The sequence below is a fragment of the Bradyrhizobium sp. Leo114 genome, from assembly GCF_055229415.2.
Window position 1 is genome coordinate 23,489 of record NZ_JBUYEN020000041.1, and the last position, 26,444, is coordinate 49,932.

Here is a 26,444-nt window from a genome sequence, read left to right on the forward strand (position 1 = left end):
GTCGCGACGATACGCTCAACTCGCCGCTGGCCGCTTGATAGCTTCAGGAATTATAAGACCGACGAGACGGATTATGTCAATGCATGTTTATGATGGAGCGATGTGGCAGAATCGGGTGATATGAAACATTCCAGATCCGCGCAGGATCGCGGGTGGTGAGGCTCAACGCGTGGTAGAATTGCCCGCTTACGGGCGCAGGCGCAGCTTCGTTAGGCGTCGGGCAGGAAAGGCCGTATGTTCGGTTTTGCGAGCTGTGTGCTGACCACACCGAATGCACGCAGGACGATCGTCACCAAATGAGGAGCGATCGCGACAACGGCGAGCGCGAGGAAGACAGGAACATCAAGATGCCGCGGGTGCGTGCAGACGATTACGACACGAAGTATCAGGCGATCCTGGACAGCGCGGCAGCGCTCTTTGCCAAGGTCGGATATCCCAGTGCCAAGCTGCAGGATGTCGCAAAGCTTTGTGGTGCAACCAAGTCGATGCTGTATCACTACTTCCCGACCAAAGACGATCTCCTTCAGGCACTGCTGCGCGAGCACCTCGAGCGGCTGCTGGCCGAGGTCGAGGCAGCATTCGCGGCGGCCAGCTCGCCGAAGCAGCGCTTCTATCGCTTCGTCGAGGTCTTCGTGACGAAATCGGCGCGGTCGCGTCAGCGCCATGTCAGCGCAATGAACGACGTCAAGTTCCTGCCGACGGCAAAGCAGACGCAGATTCTGAACCTCGAACGCAAGGTCACGGCAGCGATCGGCGCTTTGCTCCGCGAGCTCAATCCGGGCCTGCCGGACGAGGTGTACGCGCCGTACGCGATGCTGCTGGTCGGCATGCTGAACTGGACGGACTATTGGTACAGGCCCTCCGGCAAGATCAAGCCGGACGAGCTCTGCGATCGAATCTCGCGACTGTACCTTCGCGGATTCCTGGCCGAGAAACCGGAGCAGGCCCGCAGCCCGGGACGCCGTTCGCGCGCGCGGCTCGTCGCCGACGACGCGAGCTAGCCGGCGGACTGCAAGTGCTTCCGCCGCCGGCTCAACGCGCGGCGATCTCCTTCAGCGGCTTCGACGGATCGGCAATATCGCCTGGCTCGGGTGATTGGCCGGAGTCGATCCATCGCTTGCCCACCACATAGGCCTGCGCGTCGTTGGCGGCGTCGACCGCAAGGAGCTGCGGCCCGCGAAAATACCAGAATGATGCCGCGCCCGGCCTCGTTCCCGCGCGTTCGATTACGCGATCGTAGCCGGTGTTCAGGCCTGCGATCTGCAGCTTGAGCTCGTACTGATCCGACCAGAACCATGGTTTCGCCGTATAGGGCGTCGAAGCGCCCATGATGGCGTCGGCGACGGCGTTTCCCTGATCGATCGCGTGCGGCACGCTCTCCAGGCGAAGATACTCGCCACGGTGCGGAAACGAGGCGCAGTCGCCGGCCGCGAAGATCGAAGGGTCGGACGTGCGGCCCTGAGCATCGACCTGGATTCCGTTGTCGACCGTCAGTCCGGCCGCCACGGCAAGACGTGTTTCCGGAACGACGCCGATGCCCACGACGACGAAATCGGTGTCGAGCCGATGATCGTCATCGGTCTCCGCCGTGACGGCGCGGCCGTTACCGACCAGACGCTTCAGCCCGGTTCCTTCGATCAGCCGGACGCCGCGCTCGCAGTGCATCTGCCGCAGGAACGCTGCTGTTTCCGGTGAGGCGACACGCTGGAGAATGCGCGGGCTCGCTTCGATCACGGTCGTCGTCAGGCCCAGGCTTGCGGCGACCGCGGCCGTCTCGAGCCCGATATAGCCGCCCCCCACGATCAGCAGCTTCGCCCCGGGCCGAAATTCGGGCGCAAGCGCGTCGATGTCGGCGAGCGTGCGCACGTAGTGGACGTTCGTGAGCTCGCCCCCCATCGACGCGGGTAGCCGTCGCGGCCGCGCGCCGGTCGCGAGCACCAGCACGTCGTAAGCCATCCGCTTGCCCTCGACGCGCACGGACCGGTCGTGGCGATCGATCGCCTCGACATTGGCCGCCGTGCGCAGATCGATCCTGTTATCGGCGTAGAAGTCCAGCGGCCGGAAATAGAGCCGATCGCGCGACATCTCCCCGGTGAGGTATTTCTTCGACAGCGGCGGCCGCTGATAGGGCGGATCCGACTCGTCGCCAATGAGGGCTATTTCGCCGTCGTAGCCTTTGCTCCGCAACCGCGCCGCGACGGCGAAACCGGCCTGGCCGGCGCCGACGATGATGATCCTGCTCAATCGTATCTCCTCGACAAGGTTGATGGCGAAGGGCGCTCGCGCCTGCCTTGATGCCCGTCTTACGCGTCGGTCTTTGGGATTGACAGTCCGCGTCGTCCAGATTTATAAACCGGTTGTCCGGTTTTTTAAAAGGGCTCAGAAACGGCCCGCTGTCAATGAGGAGCGCGCGAATGGAGACGAGCCGTCGAACCCGGTGGGGTGATCTGATCCAGCCCGGCATGGTGCACGGGTCGCTCTATTATGACGACATGATCTTCAAGGAGGAACTGGAGAAGATCTGGTTCAAGACCTGGGTCTATGTCGGCCACGAAAGCGAGGTTCCCAACAAGAACGACTTCGTGACCAAGTCGATCGGCCCAATGCCGGTCCTGATGGTGAGGAACCGCAAGGGCGACATCGATCTCCTGCTCAACCGCTGTCCGCACCGGGGCAATGCGGTGTGTGTGCAAGAGAAAGGCAACCGCACGTCGTTCACCTGTCCCTACCATTCGTGGACGTTCGCCAACGACGGCACGTTGATGAACTACGCGTTTCCGGAAGGCTATAACGGCGCCGACAAGTCCAAGCTTGGTCTCTCGAAGGTCCCGCGGGTGGCGAGCTATCGCGGCTTCGTGTTCGCCTCCATGGCGACGGAAGGGCAGACGCTGGCCGAACATCTGGGCGGAGCTGCGCGCACGCTCGATCAGGCCTGCGACAACTCACCGACCGGCGAGCTCGATCTTAGCGCGGGATTTCTGCATCACCGCACCCGCGCCAACTGGAAGTTCATCCTCGAGAACGAGTGCGATGGCTATCATCCAGGCTTCGTCCATTCGTCGATCTTCTCGGTCGCCGACAGCGCGATCGGCTCGCTCTATGGCGCCGATGCCGTCGCCATTACCCGCGGTTTCGGCAATGGCCACACCGAAGTCGATCCGCGCCCGGAATTCCGCCGCCGCGACAAGCCGATGAGCTGGTTCGGCACCACCGTCGACAAGCTGCCCGACTACGTCGCGCAGATGAACGCGGCCTATGGCGAGCAGCGCGCCCGGGAGATCATGATCGACGGCATGCCCCATGTCATGATCTTCCCCAACCTGTTCATCGCCGAGATCCAGATTTTCGTGATCCAGCCGGTGTCCGCGACCGAGTCGATCCAGCACGTGACGGCGATCCAGTTCAAGGACTCGCCGGAGATCAATCGTAGGCTGCGGCAGCAGACCATGGGCTCCGTCGGGCCCGCCGGTTTCCTGCTCGCGGATGACACCGAGATGTACGAGCGCAACCAGCGCGGGCTCGAGATCAGGAATCCCGAATATCTCTACCTGAAGCGCGGTGAGCATCGCGAGCGGCGCGACGAGGATGGCTATCTCATCGGCCATTCGACCGACGACCTGCCGTCGCGGGAAATCTGGAAGCATTACCGTTCTCTGATGGAAGCGCGCTGACATGAATGCCATGACCGAAACGATCGCCCAGCCCGATATCCTGAAGGAATGGACGGGCAAGGAATTGTCCTACGCCACGACCTTCGACCACGATCTGCATCACGAGGTGACGCAATTTCTCTATCGGGAGGCGAGGCTTCAGGACACGCACGAATATGATGCGTGGGAATCCCTCTGGACCGACGACGGCGTGTACTGGGTTCCTGCCAACGGCACGGACACCGATCCGGAGCGCGAGATGTCGCTCATCTACGACAACCGCTCCCGCATTGCGCTGCGCATTCGTCAGTTGAAGACCGGCCGGCGTCATTCCCAGACGCCGCCATCCCAGCTTGCCAGGATCATTGCGAACGTCGAATTGCTGCGTGCGGACGGCGCGGACATCGGCGTCGCCTGCAATTCGCAGATCTTCGAGACCAACCTGCGCGGTGACACGATGTGGGCCGCGCGATGCGTCTACAGGCTGCGTCGGGTGCAGGGCGAGTTGAAGATGACTTACAAGAAGGTCGTGCTCGTCAACAACAACAAGGCGATCTACACGGTCTCCTTTCTCATCTGAGAACGGCGATCTCCGGCGCGCACGCTTTGATCCTGCTCCGGAGGTCTGCCAGGACCAGGATGCCCGGCAATCAAGAAGGCGGCGCGATTCTATGACGCGCCGCATGATAGGTCGGTACGGGACACAGCGTTGCCGCTGTCGATTGCAGTTGGCGCTTGCGCGCTTTGGTTGATCGCAAGTTCGATGAGGTCGCGAGGACTTTCGCAACTGGCTCCTCTCCTGCTTGACCAACCATTTTTCATTGACTTAATAATCCGACGTGTCGGATTGTTATAAGATAATCACAACGCAGAGGCCGGCACAGGCCAACGACCTGAATGTCTGCGGGAGTAGGGAAGAAATGGAGCTTCAGTTAACCGAGGGATTGCACCGGCAGTTGCGCCGTGGGCCGGATGCCGTGGCGACCGTCTTTGGCGATCGTCGCCAGACCTGGCGCCAGCTCGCGGATCGCACGGCGCGCCTGGCTGCGGTGCTGCGCGATGCGGGAATGGCGCAGAACGACCGCGTCGCGATGCTCGCTCTCAACTCCGACCGCTATCTCGAATATATGCTCGGCGTCTGGTGGGGCGGGGGTGCGCTCAATCCGGCCAACACGCGCTGGAGTGCCGCCGAGGTTGCCTTTTCCCTCGATGATTGCGACACGCGCATCCTGCTGGTCGACGATCACTTTGCGTCCTGGTGCGGCGAGCTTCGCTCCCGCAGCCGCTCGCTGCGGACCATCATCTATGTGGGCGAGGGCGATACTGCTCCGGAAGGGACGCTGCACGCCGGGCAACTGATGAAGGATGCGCGACCGCAACCCGACGTCCGGCGCGGTGGTGAGGACCTCGCTGGCGTGTTCTATACGGGCGGAACGACGGGCTTCCCGAAAGGCGTCATGCTGAGCCACAATGCGCTTATCGGCAACGCGATCTGCAATCTGCTTGACGTCAACTATGCCGATGACGAGGTGATCCTCGCGGTCTCGCCGATCTTCCATCAGGCCGGAATGTGCATCCTCATCCGTGCCCTGGTGCGCGGCTGCCGATCCGTCTATGTCGAATCGTTCGATCCCGCCAAGGTGCTGCACGCGATATCGCATGAACGGACGACCTTCACGCTGCTGGTTCCCACCATGCTGCAGCGGCTGATCGAGCATGCGGATTTCGCGACGTATGACACGAGCAGCCTGCGCAAGATCGTCTATGGCGCCTCACCGATCAACGAGAGCCTGCTCGGCCGGCTTCTCGAAGCGCTACCGAGCGTCGACTTCTACCAGGGCTACGGCATGACCGAGACGGGAGGTCCGTACACCATCCTGCCCGCGGCATGTCACCGCTCCTCGAAACCGGCCGAGCGTGCGCGCCTGCGCTCTGCAGGGCGTCCGGCCTGGGGCGTCGACATGCGCATCACCAACGCTGACGGCGCGGAGGTTCCGGTCGGAACGGTCGGCGAGATCGTGGCGCGTGGCGTCGGTGTCATGCAGGGATACTGGAATCGCGAGAAGGAAACGCGCGACGCGTTCCGCGACGGCTGGCTGCGATCCGGCGACATGGGATATGTCGACAGCGAAGGCTATCTATTCATCGTCGATCGCCTCAAGGACATGATCGTCTCCGGTGGCGAGAATGTGTACTCGGCTGAGGTCGAAAATGCGCTGGCGCGTCACGCGGCCATCGCCAGTTGTGCCGTGATCGGAATTCCGAGCGAGCGCTGGGGCGAGCAGGTCCATGCCGTGGTCGTGCTGCGCCAGGGGATGCAGGCGACCCCCGCCGAATTGCGCGATCACTGCCGCGAGTACATCGCCGGATACAAGTGTCCGGCAAGCGTCGAGTTTCGCGATGCGCTGCCGCTGTCCGGTGCCGGCAAGCTCCTGAAGCATGAGCTGCGCGCGTCCTACTGGGAAGGCAAGAGCCGCAACGTCGGCTGATCCCGGCTAGGCCTTCCGTTTCGCGGGCGGCCGCTGCGCTGGCACACAGATGTGCGTGGCGCAGCGCGATTGCGGCTGTGCCGCCGCAGCCCGACTGTCCGCGGCGGCGCCAGCCATTGCCGCTATCCGCGAGCCATCCCAAGCGTCATCTCCCGATTGCGAAACGAGCAACGGCCTCCTTCCCGAAGGATGCGGCAGGAGAGCGGGCGCGCAAGCTCAGGCGAAGCTATGTCGGGCGTGAGCGCCGCAAGAGAAGCGCCAATCTCCGCTTGCGCCGCTGCGCGGAAAATCCGCCTTGCACCGTCGGCACAGCTATGTCATTTATAGACCAACGCGTCGGATTATAAATGATGCCTGTCGCGGCGGCCTTCATTCAGCGAAGGCCGTCGCGCACAAGAACCGGGGAGGGAAAGGTCTTGGCGAATTTCGTGCGACTTGTTGTGCTTGTGCTTGTGCTGGCGGCTGCGAGCCTGCTGGTTGCCGGCGGCGCTCCCGGCCATGCCGCGACCGTGCTCAAATATTCGAACTGGCTGCCGGTCGGGAACGTGATGCGCGAGAAGGTGGTCGAGCCCTGGATCGCCGAAGTCGCGAAGGTCACGAATGGCAGCGTCAAGATCGAAATGCTGCCCAAGGTGATCGGCTCCGTGCCGGCCCAGTTCGACGTCGCGCGCGACGCCCAGGCCGACATCACGATCTTCGTCAACGGTTACACGCCGGGCCGCTTCGACGTGATGGAGGTGGCCGAACTTCCCTTCATGTGCGACAATGCCGAGCTCTACGCCGCCGTCGTCAACAATTTCTACCGGACGCACCTTGCCCAATACGGCGAATACAGGGGCGTGCATCCACTCAGCGTGTTCGTCATCGGGACCGGACAGCTCTTCAACAACAAGCGCCCGATCCGTGCGCTCGCCGACATCAAGGGCCTCAAGCTTCGCAGCCCGCAGCCCGGCGTGACCCAGAGCCTCAACCTGCTCGGCGCCGTTCCCGTCTCCAAGCCGGCATCGGAGCTCTACGAACTGCTCTCCTCCGGCGTGATCGACGGAACGCTGCTCGTTCCCGAATCCGTCGGCTCCTTCAAGCTGATCGACTCGTTGCCCTACGCGACGATCGTGCCCGGCGCGCTCTACAATACCATCCTGACGTTGGGCATCAACGAGGACAAATGGGCCGCGCTCTCCAGGGAGAACCAGGACGCGATCACGCGCATCTCGGACGATCTGTTCGCGCGTGCCGTCGGGCGCGCCTATCTGGATGGCGACCGGGTCACTTGGGAGGCTATGCGCAAGGGCGGCAAGTCGATCGAGACCGCCAGTCCCGAGCTCGTCGCCGAGGTCAGGCAGGCGCTCAAGCCGGTCGAGACGGCCTGGATCGAGAAGGCGCGCAAGCGGGGCGTCGCGGATCCGCAGAAGCTGATCGACGACCTGCGCGCCGACATCGCCGCCGCGAGCAAATGAGCGCGCGATGCTGACGACCATTGCCCGACGCTTCGAGCAGGTGCTCGAAGCCGCAAGCGCGGCGTGCCTGCTTGCCCTGATGCTGATCGTCCTGGTCGACGTCGTCGGACGCGATCTCTTCAATCGCCCGCTGAGCGCCGCGACCGAGGTGCTGGAGATCGTGGTCGCTGCGATGGTGTTCCTGGTCTACCCGATCCTCGGCTTCCGCGAGAAGCACATCACGGTCGACCTCCTCCAGGTCGGCCCGGTGGGACAACGCCTGCAGCGTTTCATTGGAGCACTGTTCGGCGTCGTCGCCTTCGCGCTGATCGCCTGGTGCGTCGGCAGGCAGGTGCTTCGCGCCATGGACTATGGTGAGGCGTCGCCGATTCTCGGCATTCCGCTGGTGGATGTTCTTGCCGGAATGAGCGCGCTCGCCGCGGTAACAGCCGTCGGTTTCGCCGCCGCCGCTGTCAGGCGTGCGCTGTGGCTCGTAACGCAGCCCCACGCCGCAGAGGGGACCCGGTCGTGATCGCCGCACTCGTGGGCTTCCTCATCGCCTTCTCGTTCATCCTGTTTCAGGTGCCGATCGCGACCGCGCTGTCCGTGGTCGGCTTTGGCGGCTATGTCGCGCTCAACGGGTTGAAGCCCGCGCTGAGCATGGTGGCGACCATCACCACCAGCAGCACGCTGTCCTATTCGCTGATCGTGCTGCCGCTGTTCGTGCTGATGGGCAATCTGGTCGCTGCGGCGGGAATCTCGGGCGACCTGTTCCAGGCCGCGCAGATGTTCATCGGCCGGCGTCGGGGCGGTCTCGCCATGGCCACGATCGTCGCCTGCGGCGGTTTTGCAGCGATGAGCGGCTCGAGCGTCGCGACCTCGGCGACGATGGGGCGGGTCGCCATTCCCTCGATGCGCGCATTCGGCTACGCCGATTCGCTCTCCGGAGCGTCCGTCGCGGTCGGCGGGACACTGGGCGTTTTGCTTCCACCAAGCATCATCATGGTGGTCTACGGCGTGTCGACGCAGACGCATATCGGCATGCTGTTCGCCGCCGGCATCGTGCCCGGCGTGCTGGCCATGCTCGCCTATGTGCTCGCGGTGCAATGGTCGGTCTGGCGCAATCCGGCGGTCGCGCCGCTCGCCGAGCCCGTCGCCAAGCAGGATCGCGTCAAGCTCGTGCGCTCGCTGTGGCCGATCGCGCTCATCTTCGCCGTCGTCATGGGCGGAATCTACGGCGGCTTGTTCACCGCGGTCGAAGCCTCAGGCATCGGCGCGTCCTCCGCGATGGCGCTGACGCTGATCCGCCGGTCGCTGACCCCGGCGCAGATCTACGCCATCCTGGTCGAAACGGCGAAGACCTCGGGCATGCTGTTTGCGATCATTCTGGGCGCCGGCATCTTCGGCGAGTTCGTCAATCTCACCGGGATCCACGAAGACCTGTTGCGGATTGTCGGCGGCAGCCGGCTGCCGCCGTTCGGCGTCATCATGCTCATGGTGGGACTCTACATTCTCCTCGGCAGCGTGCTGGAGAGCCTGTCGCTGATCCTCCTGACGGTTCCGATCTTCTTTCCAATCGTCAAGGCACTCGGCTACGATCCGGTGTGGTTCGGTGTCCTGCTCGCGCTCGTCATCGAGATCGGCCTCATCCATCCGCCGATCGGTGTCAACCTGTTCGTGCTGCGATCAGTCGTGCCTGATATCGCGATGATGGAGCTCGTGCTGGGCGTCATTCCCTTTATCGTCGCGATATTGGCGCTGATCGTCGTGATCACGGCGTTCCCGTCATTGTCGCTGTGGCTGCCGCACCTGCTGTTCAAGTCGGCGGTCTCGCCGTGAACGGAATGTAGCGGTCGGAGAGTGGGTCAAATTGAAGGAGGCGTCGCCAATGCAAGCACGATCAACCGAGGATCTGGCGCGGTCTCTCTACATGGCCCTCGCCGCGGGCGATCGGGAGCAGCTCGATGCCCTGCTTCATCCCGAGTTCGTCGGCCAGATCGCCGAAGGCATGCCGTTCGGCATCGGCGGCCGGCACGAGAGCCCATCTACGATGCGGCGCAATGGCTGGGGAGGAATTGCCCGGCATTTCACCGCGCGCGCCGAGCCCGAGCGCTTTCTCGAGATCGGAACGGACCGCCTGCTCGTCACGGGGCGCTATCGCGGCGAGGGTAGGCAGGGCGGCACCGCCCTCGATGCGGCCTTTGCGCATCTCCTGACCTTCGAAGACGGACGGATCCGCGCGCTTGAGCAATACACCGATACGGCGCGCTGGCGCGATGCCGCCAGCCCATTGCGAACGGTCCTGCTCGATGTCAATGACGGCGTCGCGACGCTGCGCCTCAATCGCCCCGACCAGGGCAACGCCATCAACGAGGAGATGGCCAAGGATCTGGCCGAGGCCGTGTCACAGATCGTCGAGACCCCCGGTGTTCGTGCTGTCATAATCTCGGGCAATGGGTCTAACTTCACCATGGGCGGCGACGTCAGCCTGTTCGCAGGGACCCCTCCTGAACGGCTGCCGCACAAGCTTCGCCGCATGATCGACGCGTATCATCTGGCGATCGAGCGGCTGACGAGCATGGATGCCCCGGTCGTCGCTGCGGTTCGCGGCGCCGCGGCCGGCGGCGGTCTCGGTCTGCTTTATGTCGCCGACATCGTTATCGCCGCGGCCGATGCGCGGTTCGCGCTCGGCTATGGTGCGCTGGGCCTGACGTCGGACGGCGGCAACACCTGGTTTCTTCCTCGGATGGTCGGGCTGAGACGTGCGCAGGAATTGTTCCTGCTCAACAGCCGTCTCTCCGCGCAGGAGGCTCTTGACTACGGGCTGGTCTCGCGACTCGTTCCCGACGAGGCGGTCGAGGCGGAGGCTGCCGGCATCGCCGCCAAGCTCGCCGCCGGCCCGACGCGGGCCTTCGGCGCCATGCGCCGCATGCTGCGTCAGTCGTTCGAGACCGGCCTTGCGGAGCAGCTCCTGGCCGAGGTCGATTCGATCGTCGTCGCTGCCGGAACGGACGACGCGCGGGAAGGGATAGCTGCCTTCGCCGCCAAGCGTCGCCCGCAATTCCGGGGAAGCTGACCGGGGTCTCGACGGCCGGTGGCCTAGTCGACCGGCTTGAAGCTGAGGCTGGAGAAATCCGCCTGCATGATCTTCAGCTTCTGGTTGGAGAAGCGTACGCCGGGACCGAAGCTAACGGGGGCCATCACGCCGGTTTCGACGTTCGAGGTCTTCTCCAGTTCAGTGACGGTGCAGGCCCAGGTCGGGTCCTTGCCGCAGCGTCCGATGGCGGCGATCAGCACCTTGGCAGCGGCGTAACCGGTCATCGTGTAGCGGTTGATGCCTTTGAACTCCGCCTCTGACACCAGCGACCTGGCCTTTTCGAGGAACGCCTTGCCGGCCTCGCTCGCGAAGGGCTCGACATAGTCGACCGCGTAGATGCCGTCGCCGGCCGGCCCCATCAGCTTCAGCACGGGCTCGATGCGGCCCGGCCAGAAGATGCCGGTGACCGGCTTGACGTTGAGCTTCTCCAGCTCCTTCATCATCGCCACGTTCTCCGCGATGATGCCGCCAGCCAGGAACACTTCGACACCGGCGTCCTTGAGCTGGAGCATCTCGGACGAGAAGTCCTGCTGACCCTTCTTGTAGCTGCCGCTGTAGACGACGCTCAGCTTCTTCGGCTTCACCATGGCGTCAAAGCCGTCATGCACGGCGATACCGTAATCGTCGTCCTGCGTGATCAGGCCCCATTTCTTGCCCGGGTTCTTGTCGGCGAGAAAGGCGACCAGGTGCTTGATGCCTTCCTCGTAGGACTGCCCGACGATGAACACGTTCTTGCGCGGCGGCTCCCAGAGCGGCTTCACCGGCGCCACGTCGATCACCGTCGGGATGCCGGCCTTCTCCAGGACCGGCATCGCCGCGATGGATTGGCCGGAGCCGGAGAGACCGACCAGGGCGAACACCTTGTCGACGTCGATGACCTTGCGTGTGCCCTGGATGGTCCGTGCGGTGACGTAGCCGTCATCCTCGAGGACGTATCTGATCTTGCGGCCGTTGATGCCGCCCGCCGCGTTGGCCTCCGCGATCGCGATCTTGTGCCCGAGCGAGGCCGCGACCCCGAGCAGCGCGGGCGGTCCGGTCAGGGGCTCGACGTCGCCGATCAGGATCTCGGTGTCGGTGACGCCCGGCTCGGCCGCGGCGGTGCCGACGGCTCCGGCGTGGATGGCGGTCGCCAGCAGCATGGCTGCGGCAAATGTCTTAATCATGCTTTCCTCCCTCGTCGATTTGCGTCGTTGTTTCAGTAGCGCAGCGGCCAGTGCACCCAGAACCGTCTTATGTCGTGCCAGGTGCCGACCAGGCCGCGCGGTTGAAAGCGCAGGAACAGGATGATGACGAGACCGTAGAGCATGCTCTTCAGCTCCTGCGCGCCGGTCGTGAACATGGCGTCCATCTGCGCGCTGAACAGGTTGAAGAGCAGCCGCGTGGCCTCGGGCAGGAGCACGATAAGGATGGTGCCTAGCACGGCGCCGAGCGCGGAGCCCAGTCCGCCCACGATGAGGATCGCGAGCGCCTCGATGCTCAGGAGGAACGGAAAGCCCTCGACACTGACGAAGGACAGATAGATGCCGTAGAGCGCGCCGGCGAGGCCGGTGATGAAGGCCGAGGTGACGAAGGCAAGCAGCTTGTAGGCATGCAGGTTGATGCCCATGACCCGCGCGGCGGTGTCGTTGTCGCGGATCGCGACGAAGGCCCGCCCGACACGGCTGCGCCGGATGTTGAGCGTGGCGAACAGGGCGGCCAGGGCAAAGCCGAGGCAGAGCCAGGTGAAGGCGGCGTCGCTCTCGAAGCTGATGCCGAACAGGGTGGGGCGCTGCACCGAGATGCCGCGCGCGCCATTGGTGAGCCAGCGCGCCTCCAGGATCAGCGTGTTGATGATGAAGGAAAAGGCGAGCGTGGTGATTGCCAGATAAAGCCCCTTCAGCCGCAGCGAGGGCGCCCCGACGACGAGGCTCGCGATGGCTGGGACGACGCCCGCGGCGACGAAGCCCGCGGCCGGAGGCAGACCGAATTTCGACACGGCGACCGCGTAGGCATAGGCGCCGGTGACGAGGAAGCCGACATGGCCGAGCGAGATTAGCCCGGTATAGCCGGTCAGGATGTTGAGGCCGAGCGCCCCGACAACCGTGATCAGGATAATGATCAGGAAGGACAGCGCGTAGGTGTTGAGGACGTAGGGTGCGAGGATGAGCGCGAGCAGCAGCACGGCCGACCACAGCCACACCGGCGGTGAATCGGTCAACGCGACGAGCTCGCCATAGGTTTGCTTGAAATCGCCGGTGCGCATCAGACCCTCTCGATGTCGCGTTCGCCGAAGATCCCGAAGGGGCGGATCATCAGCACGATGATGATCATGAGGAAGCCCGCCACCTCCTTCATGCCGGAGCTGACATAGCCGCCGGCGAGGTTCTCGGTGATGCCGATCAAGAGACCGCCGAGGCCGGAGCCGAGCACCGCGTCGAGGCCGCCGAGGATGGTGGCCGGGAAGGCCTTCAGCCCGAGCTGGAACATCGCGGGCGACAGATCGTAGGACATCGCAAAGAACACGCCAGCGATGCCGGCGATCGCCGACGAGGCTGCCCAGGCGAAGCCATGGACGCGCGGCGCGCTGATGCCCATCAAGAGCGCGGTGCGGTCGTCGGCCGCCACCGCCCGCATCGCCACGCCGAACTTGGAGTAGCGGAAGAAGGCCCAAATGCCCGCGAGCAGCAGCAGCAGGGTCGCGATCACGGCGATCTGGCCGGTGCGCACGCCGATGGAGCCGATGCGGACGACGTCGCGGCCGACGCCGAGATCGAGCGCGTGCGGATAGGCGTCCCAGATGAAGTTGATCGACGAGCGCAGGATTACGGCGAGCCCGATCGTCACCATGACGGTCGAAAACACCGGCTCGCCCAGCATCGGCCGCATCACCACGCGCTCGATGACGAGGCCGAGCAGGACCGCCGCGACGATCGCGCCGAACGCGACCACGACGACGTTGCCGCTGATCGTGGTCGAGATGGTCCAGGCGACATAGGCGACGATCATCGTCATCTCGCCCTGCGCGAAATTGACGAGCCCGGTCGACTTGTAGATCACCGCAAAACCCATCGCGATCAGCCCGTAGATGGCGCCGATGGCGAGCCCGGAGATCAGAAGCTGGATCAGGTACTGCATCAGCCCTCCGCCGGATAGATGATCGTGCGCTCGCGCGCGAACTTCTTCTCGATCATGGCGCGCCGAACCTTCTGCGTTGCGGTCAATTCGCCGTCGTCGTGGTCGAGCTCCTTCTCCAGGATAGCGAAGCGACGGATGTTTTCGACACGGGCGAAGCGCTTGTTGGTCTCGCTAACGATCCGCTCCACGAGCTCATGCACCTCCGGCAGTTGCGACAGCGATTTGTAATTGGTGTAGGGCAAGGCGCGATCGCGCGCCCAGCGCCCGACATTGTCGTAGTCGATCTGGATGATCGCGCCGAGATACTTGCGGGCTTCGCCGACCACGATCGCTTCCTTGACGAACTCGGAATCCTTCAGCGTGTTCTCGATCTCAGAGGGCGCGATGTTCTTGCCGCCGGCGGTGATGATGATGGCCTTCTTGCGGTCGACCACCGTGATCTCGCCATTGTCGATGACCTCGACGATGTCGCCGGTGCGCAGCCATCCGCCCGGCTCGATCGACGCACTCGAGGCCTTCTCGTCGAGGAAATAGCCTTTGAACACGCCGGGATTCTTCAGCAGGATCTCGCCGTCGGAATCGAGCTTCCATTCGGTCTGTACCATCGGCACGCCGCAGCCGCCGATGCGGTGATGGGTCTCGTTCTGGATGAAGGCGACGCCGCCGGATTCGGTCAGGCCGTAGCCCTGCGACACCGGCCGGCCGATGATGTCGAAGAAGCGCAGCGTCTCCGGCGAGATCGAGGCGCCGGCGCAAAGCCGGTGGCGGCTGAAGGCAAGCCCGAGATGCCGCTGCAGGTTGCGGAACATCAGGAGGTAGAGCGCGCCGTAAAGCAGCCGGTCGGTCCAGGAGCTCTGCCCCTGCTGGCGGCGGTCGGACAGCGTGCGGCCGAGCGCGAGGCAGGCGCGCGTGATGCGCTGGCGCAGGGGTCCGCTCTCGCCGAGCTTGAACAGGAAGTTCTGCTGCAGCTTTTCATAGATGCGGGGAACGCCGACGAAGATGGTCGGGCCGATCTCGCGGATGTTGAGCGCGACGGTGTCGATCGATTCGGCGAAGCTGACGATGCCGCCGAGCACGAGCTGCATCACCTCCGAGTAGCAGCGCTCGGCAACGTGGCAGAGCGGCAGGTAGCAGACGGATTCGAATTGCTTGTCGGCGATGCCGACCGCGCCGGCATAGGTGTAGGCCGAGTAGATGAGGTTGCGATGGGTCAGCATCGCGCCTTTCGGCGGGCCCGTGGTGCCGGACGTATAGACCAGGATGCAGGTGTCGTCGGGCGCGCCCTGCGAAATCAGGCGCTCGAGCGTCGCGTTCGCTTCCGGATGCTCGGCGGCATAGGTCCGGCCGAGCTCGCACAGCTTGTCGAACGACACGAGCTGCTCCTGGCGGTAGTGCCGCAGCCCCTTCATGTCGATGCAGATGATCGCCTCGAGCGCGGGCAGGCCGCCCTCCTTCGCCATGGCCTCCAACACCTTGTCGGTCTGCTCCTGGTCGCCGGTGACGACGATGCGGGAGCCGGAGTGCCGGACGATATATTGCAGCTCGACCCACGGGTTGGTCGGATAGATGCCGACCGCGATGGCGCCGATCATCTGGGTGCCGAGGTCGGCATAGAACCATTCCGGCGTATCCTCGCCCGCGATCGCCACCCGGTCGCCCGGCTTGATGCCCAGCGAGAGCAGGCCCAGCGCGACCGCGCGGGCGGTTTCGTAATAGTGGCGCCAGGAATAGCGGTTCCAGATACCGTATTCCTTCTCGCGCAGCGCCAGCCCGTCGCCCTGCAGCGCTGCGCGCTCGCGCAGCAATTGCGGAATGGTGATGGCCGCGTTCTGCAGCGCGCGCTCCAGTCCTGCGAGTGATGTTGCCTCGCGGGCGCCGGCACCGCACTTTGCATCCATAGATGGCGCCGAATGAACCGTCCGCAGCATATCAAGCACCGACATGGGAATCCGCCTTTGCCGGCGCCTGCGAGCGATGTCCGCCGAGATAGGCCTCCGCGACGGCCGGATCGCGCCGCACCTCGTCGGGCGTGCCGCCAGCGATCTTGCGGCCGAAATTCAGGACATGGACGCGGTCGGAGATGTCCATCACGATCCGCATCTCGTGCTCGATCATGACGACGGTGATACCGAGCTCGTCGCGGATATCGAGCACGAAACGCGCGATGTCCTCGGTCTCCTCCTGGTTCATGCCGGACACCATCTCGTCCAGCAGCAGAAGTTTCGGCTCGCAGGCCAGCGCGCGGGCGAGCTCGACGCGCTTCTGCTGCCCGTAGGAGAGCGTGCCGACGACGGCGTCGCGGATATGCTCGATCTCGAGGAATTCGATAATCCGTTCGACGTAGCGCCGGGCCTCGATCTCCTCGTTGCGCGTGCGGCCGAAGTAGAGCACGGCATCAAGAACGGTGGAGCGAAGGTGGGTGTGGCGGCCGGTGAGGATGTTCTCGACGGCGGTGCCGTGCTTAAACAGGGCGAGGTTCTGGAAGGTGCGGCCGATGCCCATGGCCGCGAAGCGCGAGGGCGATACGCGGGACATGTCCGTGCCGTCGAACACGACGCGTCCGCCGCTCGGACGCAGGACGCCGCTGATCATGTTGAACAGGGTCGTCTTGCCGGCGCCGTTGGGACCGATCACGCTGCAGATCTCACCGGCCATCACGGACAGATTGATGTCGGCGACGGCCTTGAGTCCGCCGAAGCTCTTGCTGAGGTTTTCGACCGAGAGCAGGGGGCTCACGAGAGCCACCTCTTGCGCCGCTTGTAGTGCTTGACATCACGCATGCTTTTCCTGCCGGAGCCCGACACGCCGAGATAGAATTCCTGCACGTCTTCGTTGGCGCTGAGTTTGCGCGGCGTGCCGTCGAGCACGACCCGTCCGGTTTCGAGAATGTAGGCATAGTCGCAGATGTCGAGCGCGCGCTGTGCGTTCTGCTCCACGAGCAGCACTGTCAGCTTCATCTCGTTGCGCAGCTTCGCGATCACCTCGTAGATGCGGTCAATGATCAGCGGCGCGAGCCCGAGCGAGGGCTCGTCGAGCGCCAGCAGCACCGGGCCTGTCATCAGCGCGCGGCCGATCGCCAGCATCTGCTGCTCGCCGCCCGACATGTAGCCCGCGATCTGGTCGCGTCGCTCGTAGAGGCGGGGAAACAGGGCGAACACCTTCTCGCGCTGTGTGCGGGTCTCGGCGGCGCTTCGCGTGTACCCTCCCATCTGCAGGTTTTCGTCGATGGTGAGCGCGGGGAAGACGCGGCGGCCCTCCGGCACCTGCACGATGCCGCGCCGGACGAGCTCGTCCGGGGCAAGGTGGCCCACGCTCTCGCCGCGAAAGCTGATCGAGCCGTTTTCGAGCTCGCCTTCCTCGGTGTACAGGATCCCGGACATCGCCTTGAGCAGCGTCGATTTGCCGGCGCCGTTCGAGCCGAGCAGGGCGACGATGCCGCCGGCCGGCACCGCGATGCTCACGTCGCGGACCGCCTCGATCGCGTTGTCATAGACGACGCGGACGTTGCGGAATTCCAGCAGGCCCTCTTGCGCCAATGGGGCCGGATCGCTGCTCGGGAATGCCTGGGTGGAGATCGTCATGACCGGAGGCTGCCTGATCAGAGCGTGCAGGCAGGCCGCGCCCGGCAAACATCGCCGCCGCCAGCGGGTTGCGCGGCCATGTCAGGTCCGCCCGCCACAGCGTCGATCGCAATGGCATTTCGCTCGAGTTTCCGCACGACATCCCTCCCCAAAGCAGCGCCTGCGGTGGGATCCGCCGGTCAAATTGCTATTGGCTCGCAATATAATATAATCCAACCGGCCGTTCAAACAATTTTTGGATGGATTTCGCAGGATATCGTGCTCTCCGGGGCCGAATATCATTGCGCCTCGCCGGGGTCGGAAGTAACCAAAAATGTAGGGGAATTTGATTTCGATTCCTCTGAAATTCACGGACGGAACTAAAGGTTGCGATGGCGCGGACTCGCTCTGAGAATTACGACGATATCCAGCATGGCATTCTGACCGCCGCCTGCGAGCTGTTTGCTCAGCAGGGTTACATGCGTGCCTCGATCGCTGAATTGGCCGAAGCCTGCCGGCTTTCGCGGGGCGCCCTCTACCACTACTTCCAGTCCAAGGAAGCGATCCTGTTCGCGATCCTCGATGCGCATGTCCGGCGGATGATCGCGGACGTCGAAGCCGCGATCGCCAGCAAGTCCACGACGCTGGATCAGTTTCGCGCCGCCATCCGCGCCACCGTCGAGCTCAATGCCCGCTCATCGAACGAGCAGCGGCTGATTCTGAACGACCTGTCGTTCTTGAGCGAATCCGAGCAGGCCATGATCAAGTCGCTCGAGCGGCAGATCGTCGATATCGTCTCCGATCTCCTGATCCGGCTGGACAAGGAAGGCAAGATCGTCAAGCGGACCAAGAAGATCTACACGATGATGCTGTTCGGCATCCTGAATTTCAGCCACACTTGGTTCGACCCGGCCGGCGGCATAACTCCGACCGAATTCGCCGATATGATCGTGGACCTGTTCTTGTATGGATTTGTCGCGCCCACGTCTCAAGCGCTAAAGAAGAACACCATTCGGCAAGGCGCGTGAGCACCTCGTACGGCGGGGCGGTGCCCATCGTCGTCTGGAAGCTCTTCTTTCCGATGCTCAAAGCGAGCCGTGTGTGTACCGAAAACTTAAGCTCGGGCGTAGTGGTGATGAAGTCCGCCCAGGATGGCGCGTGAACTGATCGCACCGGTTCGCTGAACCGGGCGAGAAATCGGCGCGTCCTTGTTCAAGGATCGATGCGTTCTCACGTTCTTGTAATAGTCGGCGTAGGATTGCAGGACCCGACGCAGATGCGCCTCGCCCAAAACAATGACGTGGTCCAAACACTCACGCCGGATCGATCCGATCAGCCGTTCGGCAAAGCCATTCTGCCAAGGCGAGGCTGGTGCGGTAGGCTTGTCCCGGATGCCCATGGCGCGCAATGGGCGCGTGACGACGCTGCCATAGATCCGGTCGCGATCACGGATGAGGTAGTGCGGAGCCTCATCCCAAGGAAATGCCTCCGTGATTTGACGTGCAACCCATTCCGCCGTCGGATTTGCTGTGACGTTGATCCAGACGAGGTCTCTGCGGTCGAGCCGGATGATGACAAATGCATAGAGCAGGTCGAAACCGATGGTCGGAACAGCGAACAAATCCATGGCGGCAATGTCCGGCGCGTGATTACGCGAGAAGATCCGCCATCCCTGGCTGGGTGGCCCGCGTCGATTCACCATGTACTTGGCGATGCTGGACTGCGCGACCTCGAACCCGAGCTTGAGCAGTTCGCCGTGGATGCGTGGCGCGCCCCACAGCGGATTTTCGATGCTGATCCGCCGGATCAACGCGCGCAGCCTCGTGTCGATCGGCGGCCGCCCTCCGATCGGGCGCGACTTCCAAGCCAATAGCCGCGAAAGCCGGCCCGGTGCCAACGCACGACCGTCTCGGGCCGGATGATCGTGAGGACCTGCAAGATCGATTGAAACCAGCGATACAGCTGAACGAAGAACCAGCGATCATCGTTGGTGAGCCGGACGCGACTCCGCATCGTACGCCTCAAGACAATCAACTGATGTCTGAGCGCCGCATTCTCTGCTTCAAGTCGGCTCTTCGACTTGAGAGGCGAAGCCAAGACGGCCGGTACGAAACAGAGCAGCCCGATCATTCCGCCAGCTTAGGCGATTCCATTACGTCATCAACTCGGATAAGGTTTTCGGTACACACAGTCGCTCCTCGGCGTGCTGGCCGATCAACTCGGGCTATTCGTCCGTGTTCCTGATCGGTGGTCTCCCGGCGACTCTTGGCCTGTGGATGGCGATTTCGGCGCACCGGTTGGCACACACCGCCGCCGCGTGATGCTTCGCGATCGCGTCCTCAATGGGCCAAGGTTCCGAACGAACTTGCCGCGCGCCCAGGCGCTTGAGGAACTGCGAACGACACTCACATGTCGACTATTGGTGTCGCTGCTCCATTCCGTGACCAGTTGAGCAGCAGGAATTGGATGGATTGCTGCATTCGACTTCTGTGGCCAGTCTCGCACGCGGAGGACGTCACGCTTCGGCGACGCCTTGAACAGGCGGCCATATTCGCGAGTGAATTGCGAGATGCTCTCGTAGCCCACGTCGAATGCGGCGCTGCTTGCCGAGAAGCCTTGTTCAAGCATGAGGCGGCGTGCTTCGACTAGCCGGAGCCGCTTCTGATATTGCCCAGGCGTGAGCGATGTCATGTGCTTGAAATACTTGTGAAAGGCGGTGAGGCTCACCGGATGCCGGGTTGTGCTCGCGTCGATGGGCGGTGTGGAGGTTGCGAGGAAAATCCGCGCCGGCGACGCGGCCGATGTCGTCGTTCTCGCCGGTAACGTCATGCAGCTACTGGAAGCGGAAGGCTATCTCGTTTCCGGCAGCCGCGCTGATTTCGCGCGCTCAGCGATGGCGATGGCGGTGCGCGCCGGCGCGGGTCGGCCCGATGTCGCCAACGAGGAAGCCGTCAAGCAGGCGATCCTGAATGCGCGCAGGATTTGTTATTCGAGTGGGCCGAGCGGCGACCATCTCAAGCACCTCTGGGCAAAATGGGGCATCGCCGACGTGATTGCGCCACGCGCGCTGCAGGCTCCGCCGGGTGTGCCGGTCGGCGAAATGGTGGCGCGAGCCGAAGCTGATCTCGGCTTTCAGCAGCTCAGCGAACTGCTCGATCTGCCGGGCATCGACGTGATCGACGCGCTGCCTCCGGAGGTTCAGGCAATGACGGTGTTCTCGGCCGGAGTCAGCAGTGCGTCGTCCAATCCGGAGGCGGCGCGCCGGTTCGTGGGCTATCTGGTCTCGGCCGAAGCGGAGCAGGCGAAACGCCGGCACGGCATTGAACCTGCCTAGCGCCGGATGTCATTCGATCTTCGGATCCTGAGCGAGGAGTCTATACATGCACGACGAGCCGATCATGGACGTGGCGCATCTCGGCCATCTGGAACTGCTGACGCCAAAGCCCGAGGCGAGCCTGCGCTTTTTTGTCGATGTCATGGGAATGACCGAGAGCGGGCGTCGGGGAGATTCCGTCTATCTGCGCGGCTGGGACGACTACGAGCGCTACTCGCTCAAGCTGACAGCATCGCAGACGTCGGGACTTGGTCATGCCGCCTTTCGCGCCCGCAGCCCGCAGGCACTGGAACGTCGCGTCAACGCACTCAAGGGATCAGGCTACGAAGTGGGTTGGCACGAGGGCGAACTGGGCCACGGGCCGGCTTATCAATTTCGCGATCCCGACGGGCACCTGATCGAGCTCTATTACGAGACGGAATGGTACCAAGCGCCTCCCGCTTTGCGGCCGGCCCTGAAGAATCAAGCGCAACGGTTTCCTGCGCGTGGCATCAACGTGCGCCGGCTCGATCATTTCAACTGCCTCGCCGTCGACGTCAAACAGAACCGGGAATTCTTTCAGCACTTTCTGGGCTTCCGTCCGACCGAATTGATCGTGTTGAACGACGGCACCGAAGCCGGCATGTGGCTCACGGCGACGAACAAGAGTTACGACTTCGCCTACACGCGGGAGGCGCACGGGGTGAAAGGCCGCTTCCATCACATCACCTACGCGCTCGACAGCCGCGAGGATATTTTGCGTGCCGCTGACATCTTCCTCGAGAATGGCGTGTTCATCGAGACCGGTCCGCACAAGCATGCCGTCCAGCAGACCTTCTTTCTCTATGTCTACGAGCCGGGCGGCAATCGCGTAGAGGTTGCCAGCGCCGGTGCACGGCTGGTGCTGGCGCCCGATTGGACGCCGATCATCTGGACCGAGGAGGAGCGCAAGAAGGGCCAGGCCTGGGGAATGAAAACCATCGAAAGCTTCCACACTCACGGCACGCCTCCCCTGCAGCACACAGCGACGAAAATGGCGAAAGACCGACTCGGCCCGTTACGCGACGCGTGAGAACGAGGTCGACGACCTGCTCCGAGCGGAGATCTTCGTCGACCTGTTCTCGGTCATGCATCACGCCGTTCGCGCCAGCGTCGACAGCTATTCTATCAAGAAGCTCGAACCGCTCTATGCGTTCACGAGGTCCGTCCCGTTCACGAGCGGGACGGTCTGGCGGACCTTGAGTTCCTTGAGCCGTGCGGCGGGACGCCCGAGGCACCGGTGCATCGGTATCGGTTCGCGCTGCAGGCACCGACATCCGGGCTGACGACGATCTCAGGAGCGTCGGCGGCGACAAGTTCGGACGCGTCGTGGCGGTCTCCTTGGACAACCGCACGATCGACATCAAGAAGCGCGCCGATACCGCCGGACTTCATCCCGAGGCGGTCGTCGCCCTTAACTTCGTCGACACGCAGGTGCTCGCGGACTCGCTGATGCGGACTGGCGAGTACGTCGCGGACCACGGAATGCAAGGCGACGGCGATTGCAGAGCGGCGCGGCACCTTCTGATGGCGCTCGCTCCGCGCCTGCGGAGCGGGCAATTGCAGGTCGACGGTGAGCCCGCGGTCGCGGCCGCGATCCGCATAGCCTTGGATCTCGATGAAAGCGTCTTTCCCGTGCAGGGCCCGCCCGGCGCCGGTAAGACTTTCGCGGGAGCCCGAATGATTCTGGCGCTCGCTCGAGAGGGACGGACCATCGGGATCGCCGCGAACTCGCACAAGGTGATCCGACATCTGCTCGACGAGGTGGGCGTCGCTTCGCGCGAACAAGGGTTCGCCGTCGAATGCCTGCAGAAGCTCTCAGACAGGGAGGAAGACCGGCCGGGTCTCAGATTCACGATCGACAACGGAGCGTTCCTGAACGCCCTGAATGCCGACTGCCGGGTCGGCGATGCGACCGCATGGTTCTGGGCGAGGCCCGACGCCGCGGACAGCGTGGACGTGCTCTTCGTCGACGAGGCGGCGCAGATGTCGCTCGCGCACGTCTTGGCCGTGTCACAGGCCGCACGTAGCGTCGTTTTGTCGGGAGATCCCAGACAGCTCGAGCAACCGATCCAGGGTAGCCATGCCGGAGTCCGAGCACCCAGATGCGCCGCGCGGGATGGAGTTCCTCTACAGCGCCAATCGGCTGAACGTCGCGACCTCGCGCGCGAAGTGCATCTGTGTGGTGGCGGCGTCGCCTCGTCTTTTCGAAGTCGACTGTCGTACGCCTCGTCAGATGGCGCTTGCGAACGCATTCTACCGGTACCTAGAAATGGCGGAGACTATCTGAGGTCCGATTATAGAGGCGGTCGATGGTGACGTGCGCGCCGGAATCGAAATGCTTCCATCACGAAGCGGCGCCGACGACGCGCGGGGCCGCCGAACTTCTTAGCGGATGAATGTCGTGGGTCGACAGGGGCTATCGAATGTCCCTAAAATGTAATGGAAGCAAGTTCGCAGAAGCCGGGTACGGGTGGGGCAGTGAACTTCCAGGTGACGGTTCTCAAGGTGCTGGTCAGCTATCCAGACGGGTTCGCCGTCATGGAGGACATCAAGCGCGATATGGCGACTCTGGCAACCAGCGGACGGGACTGGGCCGAACGCACGAAGCGACTGGCGGCCCGCGTGCCTGACCTGGATATCTTCTCCCAAGGTCTTAACCAGCGAATTTCGGCGTTCGGAAAATAGGAATATATTCCATAATCAATGTTATGCGAACAATATCAATTAGTTAGTATCCTAGCACGAGAGCGGCGCCTTGCCAAAGGACACTATCGCAATGACCTCGAGCCCCTCATCTATCGCGCCGACGGCCCCGCCGTTCTCGACGGCGTGTCGATCAGGATCAGCCCCGGCGAATTCGTCGGCATCGTCGGCACCTCCGGTTCCGGCAAGTCGACGCTGATGCGCACCGTTTGAGATTGTCGGCGATGCTGGCGAGGCGATCCTGACCATCGCCCCCGGTTACCGTGAGGTGCCCGTAGGATACGGCGTGAGTGGCTATCGCTATACCGTCGTGAACGAACGCACCGTGCTGGTGGATCCGAACACACGCCGCATCATCCGGATCATCGAGTGATGGCTGCAGGCTGGCGAGCGGCACGCGCCTGTTACCATTCACAAGGCCCGCTCCTTTGGGCGCGAGCTATTTGTTGTCGACCGCCGTACGCAGCGAAGATGCCCGACGAGGCTTAGCGGCCACCCTTCCGGCTAGGCCCATTCTCGCAAGCGGAGATACGTCAACCTCAAGCCTCGTCGAACCCTGACAATGGTAGGCCGGTGTTCGGCTTCTCCTTCAGCATAAGCCGAGTGAGCTTAGAAAATCTCGTTCTTGATGCCTTTCATCAGACCGATGTTCGCTCCGACATAGCCGCCGATGCCTCTGCCGAGATCTCCGCCGTAGCTACCGATGTCCGCGCCTTTTCGATAATCGCTCATCGTCGACTCGGCGATGCGCCCCAGGGCTTCCTTTAGGCCTGCGCCGTTCACGGTCTCCAGCGTCTCGTCGTCCAGAGCGACGTTTTTCTGCTCGGTGTCCATCAGCCTGCTCCTGTTTGTCCTGGCGTGCCCATCGTTTCGTTGAACAAGGTGTACCCAGTGCGGCTTAAAGATTGCTTACAGGAATGCCGCGAGTTTCGTGGTTGCGACGCGAATTGACCGACGAGACTGTGGTGCTTGCCTTTCGGTAAGGCGCTCCGCACGAGCCCCGCCCCTGTCTTATCGAACTTCGAAACGCAAAAGCCCGACCTGTGAAGGCCGGGCTCACTCGAAACTGCATGGCAGCCGCTCAACGTCAGAGCGAGACCGAATTATTTTAGCATATCCTTGAGGCCGATGACAACGTCGTTCACGCCTATCCCTACCTCGCGCATAACGCCGCGGACCGGCTCAGCCGCGATCAAGAGGACATTGCAGGGCTCTTCAAGCGCATGGCCTTCGCCGGCGTGCGGATCGTCACGCTTTCGGAGGGCGACGTCACGCATCTCCACGTCGGGCTGAAGGGCACGATGAATGCCCTGTTCCTGAAAGATCTAGCGGACAAGACGCGTCGGGGTCTGCGCGGCGTGCCGTCGAGCACGACCCGTCCTGTGCCTACCGCAAATCAAACGCGAGCATATCGGTGATGCAGTCCACCCAGGATCGGACGGCACAGAATGCGTCCTGCTGCCTCGGCGGAACGTGATATCGGCGCGTCCTTGTTCAAGGATAGGTGAGTGCGTACCATTATAGTAATGGGCGTAAGATTTCAGAATGCGGCGCAGATGCACCTCGCCCAGGACAATGATGTGGTCCAGAGATTCCCGCCGAATCGATCCGATCAGCCGTTCGGCGAAGCCATTCTGCCAAGGTGACGCCGGTGCAATCGGTTTGTCTCGAATGCCCATGGCGCGCAATCGCCGTGTCACGACGGCGCCATAGATCCGATCGCGATCACGGATCATATAACCCGGGGCCCCATCCCAAGGAAAAGCTTCGGTGATCTGGTGTGCGATCCATTCCGCCGTGGGGTTGGTTGTGACGTTGATCCAGATCAGCTCTCGACGGTCAATCCGTACGATCACGAAGCCGTACAGCAGTTTGAAGCCAATGGTCGGGACCACGAACAGATCCATGGCGGCGATGTCCGGAGCGTGGTTTCGCAGAAAGGCTTGCCATCCCTGATGTGGCGGCCCACGCCGCTTGACCATGTACTTCGCGACACTTGACTGTGCGACTTGAAACCCGAGCTTGAGCAGTTCACCGTGAATACGTGGTGCGCCCCAGAGCGGATTGTCGCCGCTCATCCGCCGGATCAACGCGCGGAGCTCCGTGTCGATCTTCGGTCGCCCTCCCCGTGCGCACGACTTCCAACGCCAGTAGCAGCGAAAGCCGGCACGATGCCAACGCACGAGCGTCTCGGGCCGGATGATGGTAAGAACTTTCAGGATTGATGGAAACCAGCGATACAGCTGGATAAAGAACCAGCGATCATGGTTCGTGAGCCGGACGCGACCATGCAGCCTACGCCTCAAGACCATCAACTGATGTCGAAGCACCGCGTTCTCCGCTTCAAGCCGCAACTTCGACTTGAATGGAGAGGCCAGGGCGGAAAGAACGAAGCAAAACAGCCCGATCATTCCGCCAGCTTAGGCGATTCCATCACGTCATCAACTCGAATGAGGTTTTCGGTACACACAGGACGTGTGGCGCTACCGCGTCGGCGGCAGCGATGGGCCAGAAGGCGACATCGGCGCCCAAACCTAGAAATCTGGACAAACGACCACGAGGCTCGCAATAGCATCGAGGAACGCTAAGACGGAATTTGAGTCTTTGACCTATGGGCTTGAGATTGACGATTGCTGATGGTGATTCAACACGCTGGCCCACGCGCCAGCTCATCTCCCAGAAGCCTGCCTCGAGCCGGGTGGCTTCCTTGAAGATCGCAATCAGCTCTGTTTCGCGAGCCGGTGTGGCGTAGAGATCGGCGGAATGTTCCAAAGACGCCCGCGCCTTCGCGGCGACCTTCTGGTATGGCCCGCCGGCATACTCATCGATCCACGCGCTAGGAATTCGTCCTAGCGTCCGCATCGGGTCGAGATGCAAGCCGCGTCGCGATCTCCGCGTACCCGATCACGCAGGGGCGCCACCTTGAGTGCCAGAAGATCACCGCGCATTCCAGCATGCACGTAGCGTGTAGGCCAGCATCTCGACCGCTGGAGGGGTTTGTTCAAGGTCATGCGTGCCAAAATCGTTCACTTAAGCGCGT

25 protein-coding genes and 4 pseudogenes are annotated in these 26,444 nt (G+C 63.0%); 16 read left to right on the forward strand and 13 right to left on the reverse strand.

Annotation, left to right across the window (positions count from 1 at the left end):
- Window positions 1-296 precede the first annotated feature (296 nt).
- Complete coding sequence (locus ACZIRK_RS34675) at window positions 297-1,001, forward strand: TetR/AcrR family transcriptional regulator (protein ID WP_474419001.1); 705 nt, start codon at window positions 297-299, stop codon at window positions 999-1,001.
- 31 nt (window positions 1,002-1,032) lie between these two features.
- Here the strand turns inward: ACZIRK_RS34675 and ACZIRK_RS34680 are convergent, their stop codons facing one another.
- A complete protein-coding gene (locus tag ACZIRK_RS34680) occupies window positions 1,033-2,244 on the reverse strand; it encodes an NAD(P)/FAD-dependent oxidoreductase (RefSeq protein ID WP_130226824.1) in 1,212 nt (403 codons plus the stop codon).
- A gap of 170 nt (window positions 2,245-2,414) precedes the next feature.
- Here ACZIRK_RS34680 and ACZIRK_RS34685 point away from each other — a divergent pair, with 170 nt between their 5' ends.
- The 7 genes from ACZIRK_RS34685 (at window position 2,415) to ACZIRK_RS34715 (ending at window position 10,651) form a co-directional block, all read left to right on the forward strand.
- Window positions 2,415-3,671 carry an aromatic ring-hydroxylating oxygenase subunit alpha gene (locus tag ACZIRK_RS34685; RefSeq protein ID WP_130226825.1) on the forward strand — a complete coding sequence of 419 codons (1,257 nt, stop codon included), beginning with the start codon at window positions 2,415-2,417 and terminating at the stop codon, window positions 3,669-3,671.
- Between the two features lies 1 nt (window position 3,672).
- The gene (locus ACZIRK_RS34690; RefSeq protein WP_245474780.1) at window positions 3,673-4,230 is read left to right on the forward strand and encodes an aromatic-ring-hydroxylating dioxygenase subunit beta; all 558 of its coding nucleotides are present in this window, start codon (window positions 3,673-3,675) and stop codon (window positions 4,228-4,230) included.
- A gap of 340 nt (window positions 4,231-4,570) precedes the next feature.
- Window positions 4,571-6,139, forward strand: coding sequence for an acyl-CoA synthetase (locus ACZIRK_RS34695; protein ID WP_130226826.1), 1,569 nt, complete (start codon window positions 4,571-4,573; stop codon window positions 6,137-6,139).
- A 416-nt stretch (window positions 6,140-6,555) separates the two neighbouring features.
- The gene (locus tag ACZIRK_RS34700) at window positions 6,556-7,596 is read left to right on the forward strand and encodes a TRAP transporter substrate-binding protein (protein ID WP_474419002.1); all 1,041 of its coding nucleotides are present in this window, start codon (window positions 6,556-6,558) and stop codon (window positions 7,594-7,596) included.
- 7 nt (window positions 7,597-7,603) lie between these two features.
- A complete protein-coding gene (locus ACZIRK_RS34705) occupies window positions 7,604-8,107 on the forward strand; it encodes a TRAP transporter small permease (RefSeq protein WP_130226828.1) in 504 nt (167 codons plus the stop codon).
- Window positions 8,104-9,414, forward strand: a complete 1,311-nt coding sequence (locus ACZIRK_RS34710) for a TRAP transporter large permease (protein ID WP_130226829.1) — start codon at window positions 8,104-8,106, stop codon at window positions 9,412-9,414. The genes ACZIRK_RS34705 and ACZIRK_RS34710 overlap by 4 nt, the downstream gene beginning before the upstream one ends.
- Window positions 9,415-9,463: 49 nt before the next feature.
- A complete protein-coding gene (locus ACZIRK_RS34715) occupies window positions 9,464-10,651 on the forward strand; it encodes an enoyl-CoA hydratase-related protein (RefSeq protein ID WP_474419003.1) in 1,188 nt (395 codons plus the stop codon).
- 23 nt (window positions 10,652-10,674) lie between these two features.
- Here ACZIRK_RS34715 and ACZIRK_RS34720 read toward each other — a convergent pair whose 3' ends face one another.
- From ACZIRK_RS34720 to ACZIRK_RS34745, 6 genes are read right to left on the reverse strand one after another with little or no spacing between them, the layout of a single operon-like run.
- On the reverse strand, window positions 10,675-11,835 hold the full coding sequence (locus ACZIRK_RS34720; RefSeq protein ID WP_474419004.1) for an ABC transporter substrate-binding protein: 1,161 nt from the start codon (window positions 11,833-11,835) through the stop codon (window positions 10,675-10,677).
- A gap of 32 nt (window positions 11,836-11,867) precedes the next feature.
- The gene (locus ACZIRK_RS34725) at window positions 11,868-12,914 is read right to left on the reverse strand and encodes a branched-chain amino acid ABC transporter permease (protein ID WP_130231289.1); all 1,047 of its coding nucleotides are present in this window, start codon (window positions 12,912-12,914) and stop codon (window positions 11,868-11,870) included.
- Window positions 12,914-13,786: a branched-chain amino acid ABC transporter permease gene (locus tag ACZIRK_RS34730; RefSeq protein WP_130231291.1), complete on the reverse strand. Its 873-nt coding sequence runs from the start codon at window positions 13,784-13,786 to the stop codon at window positions 12,914-12,916. The genes ACZIRK_RS34725 and ACZIRK_RS34730 overlap by 1 nt, the downstream gene beginning before the upstream one ends.
- Window positions 13,786-15,729, reverse strand: coding sequence for an AMP-dependent synthetase/ligase (locus ACZIRK_RS34735; protein ID WP_474419005.1), 1,944 nt, complete (start codon window positions 15,727-15,729; stop codon window positions 13,786-13,788). The genes ACZIRK_RS34730 and ACZIRK_RS34735 overlap by 1 nt, the downstream gene beginning before the upstream one ends.
- Window positions 15,716-16,522, reverse strand: a complete 807-nt coding sequence (locus ACZIRK_RS34740; RefSeq protein ID WP_130231295.1) for an ABC transporter ATP-binding protein — start codon at window positions 16,520-16,522, stop codon at window positions 15,716-15,718. Before ACZIRK_RS34740 ends, ACZIRK_RS34735 begins: the two co-directional genes overlap by 14 nt.
- A complete protein-coding gene (locus tag ACZIRK_RS34745; protein WP_130231297.1) occupies window positions 16,519-17,367 on the reverse strand; it encodes an ABC transporter ATP-binding protein in 849 nt (282 codons plus the stop codon). The genes ACZIRK_RS34740 and ACZIRK_RS34745 overlap by 4 nt, the downstream gene beginning before the upstream one ends.
- 371 nt (window positions 17,368-17,738) lie before the next feature.
- Between ACZIRK_RS34745 and ACZIRK_RS34750 the strand changes: the two genes are divergently transcribed.
- Window positions 17,739-18,374, forward strand: a complete 636-nt coding sequence (locus ACZIRK_RS34750) for a TetR-type transcription factor C-terminal domain-containing protein (protein ID WP_474419006.1) — start codon at window positions 17,739-17,741, stop codon at window positions 18,372-18,374.
- 86 nt (window positions 18,375-18,460) lie between these two features.
- Here ACZIRK_RS34750 and ACZIRK_RS34755 read toward each other — a convergent pair whose 3' ends face one another.
- Together ACZIRK_RS34755 and ACZIRK_RS34760 are read right to left on the reverse strand one after the other, a co-directional pair.
- On the reverse strand, window positions 18,461-19,243 hold the full coding sequence (locus ACZIRK_RS34755) for an integrase core domain-containing protein (protein ID WP_474419007.1): 783 nt from the start codon (window positions 19,241-19,243) through the stop codon (window positions 18,461-18,463).
- Window positions 19,244-19,845: 602 nt separating this feature from the next.
- Window positions 19,846-20,073 (reverse strand): annotated as a pseudogene (locus ACZIRK_RS34760) (helix-turn-helix domain-containing protein); the annotation flags it as partial.
- A 13-nt stretch (window positions 20,074-20,086) separates the two neighbouring features.
- Between ACZIRK_RS34760 and ACZIRK_RS34765 the strand changes: the two are divergent.
- The 6 genes and pseudogenes from ACZIRK_RS34765 (at window position 20,087) to ACZIRK_RS34790 (ending at window position 23,777) form a co-directional block, all read left to right on the forward strand.
- A complete protein-coding gene (locus ACZIRK_RS34765) occupies window positions 20,087-20,680 on the forward strand; it encodes a substrate-binding domain-containing protein (RefSeq protein WP_474419008.1) in 594 nt (197 codons plus the stop codon).
- A 46-nt stretch (window positions 20,681-20,726) separates the two neighbouring features.
- Entirely contained in the window at window positions 20,727-21,731 is a 1,005-nt protein-coding gene (locus ACZIRK_RS34770) for a catechol 2,3-dioxygenase (protein WP_474419009.1), read from the forward strand.
- A gap of 308 nt (window positions 21,732-22,039) precedes the next feature.
- Entirely contained in the window at window positions 22,040-23,017 is a 978-nt protein-coding gene (locus tag ACZIRK_RS34775) for an AAA family ATPase (RefSeq protein ID WP_474419010.1), read from the forward strand.
- 162 nt (window positions 23,018-23,179) lie between these two features.
- A pseudogene (locus ACZIRK_RS34780) lies at window positions 23,180-23,371 on the forward strand (hypothetical protein); the annotation flags it as partial.
- A gap of 33 nt (window positions 23,372-23,404) precedes the next feature.
- Window positions 23,405-23,617, forward strand: a complete 213-nt coding sequence (locus ACZIRK_RS34785) for an ATP-binding cassette domain-containing protein (RefSeq protein WP_130229288.1) — start codon at window positions 23,405-23,407, stop codon at window positions 23,615-23,617.
- A 55-nt stretch (window positions 23,618-23,672) separates the two neighbouring features.
- Complete coding sequence (locus tag ACZIRK_RS34790) at window positions 23,673-23,777, forward strand: DUF1236 domain-containing protein (RefSeq protein ID WP_349645123.1); 105 nt, start codon at window positions 23,673-23,675, stop codon at window positions 23,775-23,777.
- Between the two features lie 236 nt (window positions 23,778-24,013).
- On the opposite strand, the gene ACZIRK_RS34795 is transcribed toward ACZIRK_RS34790, so the two are convergent.
- The gene (locus tag ACZIRK_RS34795; RefSeq protein ID WP_130229286.1) at window positions 24,014-24,238 is read right to left on the reverse strand and encodes a hypothetical protein; all 225 of its coding nucleotides are present in this window, start codon (window positions 24,236-24,238) and stop codon (window positions 24,014-24,016) included.
- 269 nt (window positions 24,239-24,507) lie between these two features.
- The gene (locus tag ACZIRK_RS34800) at window positions 24,508-24,681 is read right to left on the reverse strand and encodes a hypothetical protein (RefSeq protein ID WP_165435511.1); all 174 of its coding nucleotides are present in this window, start codon (window positions 24,679-24,681) and stop codon (window positions 24,508-24,510) included.
- On the opposite strand from ACZIRK_RS34800, the pseudogene ACZIRK_RS34805 reads away from it, so the two are divergent.
- Window positions 24,607-24,762 (forward strand): annotated as a pseudogene (locus ACZIRK_RS34805) (recombinase family protein); the annotation flags it as partial. The gene ACZIRK_RS34800 and the pseudogene ACZIRK_RS34805 overlap by 75 nt on opposite strands.
- On the opposite strand, the gene ACZIRK_RS34810 reads toward ACZIRK_RS34805, so the two are convergent.
- Window positions 24,730-25,815 (reverse strand): integrase core domain-containing protein, encoded by a 1,086-nt coding sequence (locus ACZIRK_RS34810; RefSeq protein ID WP_474419011.1) that lies wholly within the window; start codon window positions 25,813-25,815, stop codon window positions 24,730-24,732. The pseudogene ACZIRK_RS34805 and the gene ACZIRK_RS34810 overlap by 33 nt on opposite strands.
- 232 nt (window positions 25,816-26,047) lie before the next feature.
- A pseudogene (locus ACZIRK_RS34815) lies at window positions 26,048-26,413 on the reverse strand (thiaminase II/PqqC family protein); the annotation flags it as partial.
- Window positions 26,414-26,444: the final 31 nt, after the last annotated feature.